Origin of the sequence: Hydrogenimonas sp., from assembly GCF_029933015.1 — a bacterium.
Lineage (GTDB): Bacteria > Campylobacterota > Campylobacteria > Campylobacterales > Hydrogenimonadaceae > Hydrogenimonas.
Map to the genome: position 1 here is coordinate 5525 of NZ_JAOZOZ010000008.1, position 4340 is coordinate 9864.

General features: G+C 54.3%; 6 protein-coding genes. All 6 read right to left on the reverse strand.

Features of this window, described 5'->3' with window-relative positions:
• Positions 1-974 (reverse strand): hypothetical protein (locus Q1K23_RS01285; RefSeq protein WP_300361418.1); only part of this gene is annotated, 974 nt, incomplete at its 3' end.
• Between the two features lie 9 nt (positions 975-983).
• Positions 984-1826: a formyltetrahydrofolate deformylase gene (purU, locus tag Q1K23_RS01290; protein WP_300361421.1), complete on the reverse strand. Its 843-nt coding sequence runs from the start codon at positions 1824-1826 to the stop codon at positions 984-986.
• A 41-nt stretch (positions 1827-1867) separates the two neighbouring features.
• Positions 1868-2626 carry a patatin-like phospholipase family protein gene (locus tag Q1K23_RS01295; RefSeq protein ID WP_300361423.1) on the reverse strand — a complete coding sequence of 253 codons (759 nt, stop codon included), beginning with the start codon at positions 2624-2626 and terminating at the stop codon, positions 1868-1870.
• Positions 2623-3756: a CCA tRNA nucleotidyltransferase gene (locus Q1K23_RS01300; RefSeq protein WP_300361424.1), complete on the reverse strand. Its 1134-nt coding sequence runs from the start codon at positions 3754-3756 to the stop codon at positions 2623-2625. Before Q1K23_RS01300 ends, Q1K23_RS01295 begins: the two co-directional genes overlap by 4 nt.
• The gene (locus Q1K23_RS01305; RefSeq protein ID WP_300361426.1) at positions 3753-4109 is read right to left on the reverse strand and encodes a hypothetical protein; all 357 of its coding nucleotides are present in this window, start codon (positions 4107-4109) and stop codon (positions 3753-3755) included. The genes Q1K23_RS01300 and Q1K23_RS01305 overlap by 4 nt, the downstream gene beginning before the upstream one ends.
• A gap of 9 nt (positions 4110-4118) precedes the next feature.
• Entirely contained in the window at positions 4119-4337 is a 219-nt protein-coding gene (locus Q1K23_RS01310) for a hypothetical protein (protein ID WP_300361458.1), read from the reverse strand.
• Positions 4338-4340 lie beyond the last annotated feature (3 nt).

Sequence of the window (4340 nt, forward strand, 5' to 3'; positions counted from 1 at the left end):
ACTTCGTGGTACTCCTCTTCGATCTTCTTCTTCAGAAAGTTGTAGAGTTTGAAGTAGAAAAAGTAGGAGGATCCCCAGGCGACGATCATGATGAGGATGAAGATGATGAGCCGCCCCATATCGGTGTGGATATGGCGAAGATCGGTATTGATTTTGGCGAAGGCTTCGACCGAATTGATCCTGTCGATGATTTCGTCGAGTTTAAAGATCGACATGATGGACCGGTAGTGGAGCATCGAGGGATTGGTCGCCACATATTCGAGAAACTCACTGAAAAAGAGATAGTGCATCCTCAGTTTTTCGTAATTCTGGACGATTTGCCGGGATATTTTGTCGTCACTCTTTTTCGCTTCGATATAGGCTTTCGTGTATTTCCCCGAATCGATCGACTGGAGCCACTCGCTGTACTCCTTGAACATCTTCATAAGATCGCCACTGCTCATGTCGGTCCATTTCGTCGCCAGCTCGACGAAGAAATCGTAGATATGTCTGCGGGCATCGAGCTCGAGCAGCGCGATTTCGTCGCGTGTGACGGCAAGATTGTATCCGTACTGCTTGTTGACGGCGATGCGCGTTCTGAGTTTCGAACGAATCTGCTCCGATTTGAGGGGATTGTAGAAAGGGTTGTTCGGATTGTTCACTTCGTAGGGGCGCTCCTTCATGAGTCCCAGTAGAAGATTGAATTTGGCGATCTTCGCATCGGCCAGATTGGAAAGGTCGTCGCTCTTTCTCTCCGTCTTGACCTTCTTTTCAGTGGTTTCGCTCTTTTTCGCCCCTTCGACGATCAGATTTTTCGCACCCACCGTCACCTTCGCGGAAGCGGTTGCATTGGCCTCTTTCGGCGTGATGATCGTCTCTGCCTCCGTTTTGGGAACCGTGTAGAAACGTTTTTCGACATCGATCAGCGTTTCCCAGAAAGTCATGGCGGCGAAAAGAATGGTCGATGCCGCAAGAAGAAGCAGAGCTCTTTTCATCATTCTCTCCTAATCGAAAATGACCGTTTTGTTGGCATAGACGAAAATCTTGTCCTCCAGCGCCAGTTTCAGAGCCTTCGCCAGTACGATCTTCTCCACATCCCGTCCGGCGTTGCGCATCTGACGCCAATCCATCGTATGATCGATCGGAATCACATCCTGGGCGATGATGGGGCCTTCGTCGAGGTTGTTGTTGACGAAGTGGGCCGTCGCTCCGATGATTTTGACACCCCGGTCGTAGGCCTGTTTGTAGGGATTGGCCCCGATGAAGGCGGGAAGGAAGGAGTGGTGGATGTTGATGATCCGCTCGTCGTAACGGGAAACGAATTCGGGTGTCAGGATGCGCATATATTTGGCCAGTACGATATAGTCGATCTCTCCGAATTTTTCAAGCTCCGCCATGATCTTCTCCTCGTGCTCGGCCCGCTGCAGCCCTTCGTGACTCACATGGACGTAGGGGATTTCGAACTTCTCCACCAAAGATCGCAGCGAATCGTAGTTGGAGACGACCCCTACGATCTGGGCTTCGAGCTCTCTGGCTTCGTGTCGGATCAGGATATCTCCCAGACAGTGGCTCTCTTTGGTGGCCATCAGGACGATCCGCTTGGGTCTCGGCTCGAAGAGCCGGATGTTCGCCTTTTCGGGAAGGACCAGTTTCAGCTCCGCTTCCAGCGCCTTGGGATCGAACTTGCCGCTCACTTCGCTCCGCATGAAAAACTTGCCGTTCTGGGCATCGACGAATTCCCTGTTCTTCTCCACGTTGAGACCGAAATCGTAAAACGCTTTGCTGATTTTGTAGACGAGACCCTTTTCGTCCCGACAGTCTATCAGTACACGATAGTCGCGTGTCATAGGCAACCTTCTGAATATAGATGGGAAATGGTATGGAAAGATTATAACGCAGAGAAGGTGTCAAGGAGCTTTGGAAGGAGCCGCTGCGCCTCTTCGTATCCCGCTTCGTAGGCTTCGTCCACTTTCGCCAGATCGAAAATGTTGATCTTTTCACAGGCGGCCGGTTCGATGTAGAAATCGGTGTGTCTCCTGGAGGCTTCGATGTTGGCGGCCATCATCAGCACCAGGGCCCTGGTCGTCGTGCGGATGACGTTGTCGGGTTTTTTGGGAAGAATCGGGTTGACGTTGATACCGATGACGGGCAGACCGAACGCTTCGAGTGGTCCGGCCGGCATATTGTCCATGAAGCCTCCGTCGGCCAGCAGCATATCGCCGTATCTTACCGGAGAGAAGACCGGGACCAGCGAGGAGGAAGCCACGCAGAGATCGGCGATCGGTCCCTCGTCGAAATAGCGGATCTTTCCGGCGGCCAGATCGGTGCAGGCGACGATGAAGGGTCTGGAAAGATCCCCGATCTCCTCCGTCGTCAGAGTGTCCAGAAGCAGTTTTTTTATCCCCTCCAGCGCGAAGACACCGCCCCGCCCCGTGGAACCGAAGAGATTCCATATTTTGACTTCTTTGATAAGCTCGACGATCTCTTCGGGCGCTCTGCCGTCGCAGTAGAGCGCACCCACCAGTGCACCGCCGCTGCTGCCGCTTATCGCTTCGATCTCGAAACCGTTCTTTTCCAGTACCTCGATGATCCCCAGATGGGCCACGGCGCGTATGCCGCCCCCCGAAAGTGCCAGTGCGACCTTCACGACACCACTCCGAAGCGACGTCTGACGGCATCCAGTATCCGTCGTCTGAGTTCCTTCCCCAAAGCTTTTCCGCTGTAACCCTCTTCCAAAAGATCGGCCGGGCGGATCCCCGGATCGAACTGCCGGTCGTAGATGCCCAGTCTCACGGCACGCTCTTTCACGTCGTCGGCGTAGATGCCCAGCCACTGGCGCAGGGGAAAACGCAGCGAAAGCGCCCCCAGAAAGCGGTCGGTGATCCGGTGGGGCACCCGTTTCTGCCAGGTGAGTATCTTTTTGTAGACATTGGGGGTATGGATCGCTTCACACAGTTTCAGGGCCGAGCGGTGCAGGTCGGTCGAGAGGACGAAGAGAAAATAGTAGGGACGCATCGAGGCATCCTCCAGCCGACGCGCTTTCTGCATATGGCGGGCCATCCGGAAAAACTCTCTTCTGCCGATCTCCAATCCCAAAATCTTCTCGGAGATTTTCAGATCGATCATCGCGAAGAGTCCGTAATGCAGCCAGGGGGCGTTGAACATCTTTTCGAACTCCCAGAAGATGCGCTCGGGCGTCAGATCGCCCAGATCCATCCGGCACATCAGATCCCGGCTCGCGGCTTCGATGCGGAATTTCAGACGGGCCGAAAACTGCATGGCCCGCAACACGCGCAGGGAATCCTCCGTGAACTTCTTTGGATCGACGACACGGATGAGCCGCTTTTGGATATCTTTCAGACCGCCCCAGTGATCGACGATCTCGCCGCTTCGCAGATCGAGCATCAGGGCGTTCATCGTAAAATCCCTGCGGCGGCTCGCCTCTTTCGTGTCTTTTGCCAGTTCCACCGCGAAACCCCGGTGCCCCTCACCCACTTTCCTCTCGATACGCGGCAGCGCGATATCCAGATGTCCGTATTTGTAGACGAAGAAGCTCTTTCCGACCCCCTTGGCGCCGAGCCGACGCATCGCGGCATCGAAACTCTCAGGATCGATGCCGAAACACTCGATATCGAGATCGTAGATCTCCCGTCCCATCACCATGTCGCGTACGGCGCCGCCGACGAGATAGAGTCTCACTTCGGGATAGTGTTTGTGGAAAAAGTCCAAAACGTAGTCGAGCTCTTTTCGCAGAGGATCGGGGAGTTGCGGTTTCACGATTTTTTGAGCGTCTCGATACGCTCGTCGAGTGTCGCCAGGAGGTATTCGAGAAAGTTGAGCGTCAGGTCGATCTTCGCTTCGATCCGGCTGTTGTTGGGCGACTGGAACCCCTCGAAAAGGACCAGGATCCTCTCTCGCATATGCTCCAGGAACTCCCGCTCCTCTTCGACGAAACTCTCCTCCTCTTGCATCAAGATATCGGAAGGCGCCTCTTTCGAAAGAACCTGACGGGAGATCTCTTCCTTCATCTCCCTGACGCTTTTGGAAGCGAGGGAGGTTTTGAGTTTTTTCGCATCGGTCTCGTCGCCCAGTTCGGCGATCGTGGAGAGTATGACATCTTTGAGTTCCATCGTCTGCCTTTAGAGTCTCGATAGCCAGCGTTCGAATTCGGCGAATTCGGCGTCGCTGTCCATTTCGACGAAAAATTTCTTCATCGTCTCGTTGACGCCGGGAAAGTGGCGGCGCACACCCGAAAGCCTGTGGATGGCGGCACGCGCTTCACCGTTTTGGGGATCCTTTTTCAAGATCTCCTTGTAGATCTCCAGCGCTTCGCTTTTGAGCCCCTGAAGTTCGTAGATCTG